At 62.5% G+C, this 2,610-nt stretch carries 2 protein-coding genes and 2 pseudogenes; 3 read left to right on the forward strand and 1 reads right to left on the reverse strand.

Going from position 1 to position 2,610, the window contains the following annotated elements; genetic code table 11:
- Positions 1 to 279, forward strand: a pseudogene (locus O7A61_RS31855) (hypothetical protein); the annotation flags it as partial.
- A 45-nt stretch (positions 280 to 324) separates the two neighbouring features.
- Here O7A61_RS31855 and O7A61_RS31860 read toward each other — a convergent pair.
- The gene (locus O7A61_RS31860) at positions 325 to 1,101 is read right to left on the reverse strand and encodes a VOC family protein (protein ID WP_337133120.1); all 777 of its coding nucleotides are present in this window, start codon (positions 1,099 to 1,101) and stop codon (positions 325 to 327) included.
- Between the two features lie 175 nt (positions 1,102 to 1,276).
- On the opposite strand from O7A61_RS31860, the gene O7A61_RS31865 reads away from it, so the two are divergent.
- A complete protein-coding gene (locus O7A61_RS31865) occupies positions 1,277 to 2,005 on the forward strand; it encodes a gamma-glutamylcyclotransferase (RefSeq protein ID WP_337133121.1) in 729 nt (242 codons plus the stop codon).
- A 121-nt stretch (positions 2,006 to 2,126) separates the two neighbouring features.
- Positions 2,127 to 2,610: pseudogene (locus O7A61_RS31870) on the forward strand (dihydropyrimidine dehydrogenase); the annotation flags it as partial.

Genomic DNA, 2,610 nt, shown 5'->3' on the forward strand with positions numbered 1-2,610 from the left:
GTGCCGCCCGAACGGGCCCCCGCGGAGGGCACGTTCGGCGCCGTAGCCAGCGTGGCGGTTCCGCCGGAGGGGGCCATCCAGATCAGCCTGTCGGGCGAGGCCTGGATCGATGTGATCCAGGACGGCCATGCCGTGAAATCGGCGGGTTATAGCGGTGTCAAAACCTGCCCCGGCATCCGCAAGAGCGTGCGCTTCAAGCTGGCGGCCGGCCAAGCCACAGTCCAGTTCAGTGGTGCCAAGAAAGAGACCCTCAAGGTCGCGGTGCTGGCGCCGGAATGAGCCGAGGCCAGCAGGCGTGATTTCAGTGGTTGGCGTAAGCGCTCGCTACCGCACCGGCGCCATCAGAGCGAAATGCGCGCCTTGCGGGTCCTGGCATTGCACGATCCAGCTGCCTCCGGGCACCTCCATCGGTCCCATCAGGATATTGCCACCATTGTCGGTGACGCGTTTGGCGGCGGTGTCGATGCCGGTGACATTGAAATAGAACTGCCAGACCGGGACCGGAATCTGCTCGGGCTTGTTCATGATGCCGCCACCGGATTCAGGGCCGGCGGTAAAGGTCTGGTAGATGCCCATCGGGCCCATGTCGAATTCGCCGGCATTGGTCCAGCCGAACTGGCTGGAATAGAAATCGAAGGCGGCCTTCCAATCGCTCGTATAAAGTTCGTGCCAGCCAATATGGCCAGGCGTGCTGGCCGGCACAACCGGCTGGTCGGGGCCGTTCGGCTGCAGGAACATGAAGGTCGCGCCTTGCGGATCGGCGACGACGGCGAAGCGGCCGACGCCTGGAATGTCGTCGGGCTGGCGGTGAACGGTACCACCAGCTTTCTCCAGCGACGCCGTAGCCGCATCGACATCCCTTGCATGGATATAGCCCAGCCATGCGGGCGGCATACCCATATTGGCCGCATCCTCCGGCATCGTCATCAGGCCGCCGACGCCACGCTCGCCGACATTCATGACGATATAGCGCGGCATGCCTGGGGCCTTGTCGAAGGGCTCGGCCCTCCAGCCGACCACTTTTGTGTAGAAAGCCTCTGCGGCGTCGAGGTCCGACGTCATCAGTTCGTACCAGAAGAAGGGCATCGGGGATTTTGGCATGGTCGGTCTCCTCACCGTTGTGCACCGATCGTCGTTCGATCCATCCTAGGACGATCTCGACGACAGAAATCCGACATCTGGGCTAGAAATCGGGAACGGCAAGGCCAGCCTCCTGGTATCTTGCGCGCCTTGCGATTTTCGCCTTTGCTTGGCCTCGAGAAGGGGGCCTCGATCCATGCGGCAGATGTCGCTTACAGCCGAGCTTGTCGCACTGTGCCATCGCGAGGAGGCCGATCCCGGGCCCAGCGGCAGCTGGACGCAGCTGCGCGACGAGGATTTCCGGGTCCGTTCCGCGCGGCTGTCCGATGAAGCCGATGCGGGGCCGCTATGGGTGTTCGCCTATGGCTCACTGATCTGGAAGCCGGCTTTCGAGTCCGTCGAACGCCAGCGCGCCACCGCCCATGGCTGGCATAGCTCCTTCTGTATCGACATGGTCCGCTGGCGCGGCAGTGCCGCGCAGCCAGGACTGATGATGGCGCTCGAACGCGGCGGGCGATGCGATGGTGTGATCTATCGTCTACCGGAAGGGGAGAAGGCTGCTGCTCAGATCGAAAGGCTGTTGCGGCGCGAGATCGACGATCATGAGAGCGTCGCGTCGGTCAGGTGGGTGCCGGTGCGTACGGCGCAAGGGCATCTGCGGGCGCTGGGTTTCTGGGTCGGGGTGACGGGCAGAGGCACTTCGCTCGGGCAGCCGCTGGAGACAGTGGCGCAAGTGCTGGCGCGCGCCTGCGGCCATGTCGGCTCCGGCGCGGAATATCTTTACAACACGGTCAGCCATCTCGAGGAATTCGGCATCCGCGACCGTAATCTTTGGACATTGCAACAATTGGTCGCCGATGAGATCAGGTCGATCCACGGCATTGGCATGGGCGGCAGCTCCATCCCTGCATTACCGTCACCTTAACTTGAATTCGATTGTCATCTTTTAGTTCAGCCTTTTCAGCGACTTGCGTCAAAAATTGACCAATTGATAAAAAAACAAAACGTGCTAGCCTTTCCCAAAACGAAAACATGGGGAACTGAAGATGCCAGAGGGCCAGTTCAAAGAGGGTATTGTCGGCGGCCGGCTCCTGCCGGACCAATACGCGGACAATTTTTCCGACCTGCATCCGCCGCTCGATCATCACGAGGCGCTGGTCGAATCCGACCGCTGTTATTTCTGCTACGACGCGCCGTGCATGAATGCATGTCCGACCTCGATCGACATTCCGATGTTCATCCGCCAGATCTCGACCGGCAACCCGATCGGGTCGGCCAAGACCATCTTCGACCAGAACATCCTGGGCGGCATGTGCGCCCGCGTCTGCCCGACCGAGACGCTGTGCGAGGAGGTCTGCGTGCGCGAGGTGGCGGAAGGCAAGCCGGTGCAGATCGGCCGTTTGCAGCGCTACGCCACCGATGTCGCGATGAGCGAGAACAAGCAGTTTTATCCACGCGCCGAGCCAACGGGCAAGACGGTTGCCGTGGTCGGCGCCGGCCCGGCCGGCCTTGCCGCGGCGCACCGGCTCG

Source organism: Mesorhizobium sp. Cs1321R2N1 (genome assembly GCF_037179725.1).
Taxonomy (GTDB): Bacteria; Pseudomonadota; Alphaproteobacteria; order Rhizobiales; family Rhizobiaceae; genus Mesorhizobium; species Mesorhizobium salmacidum.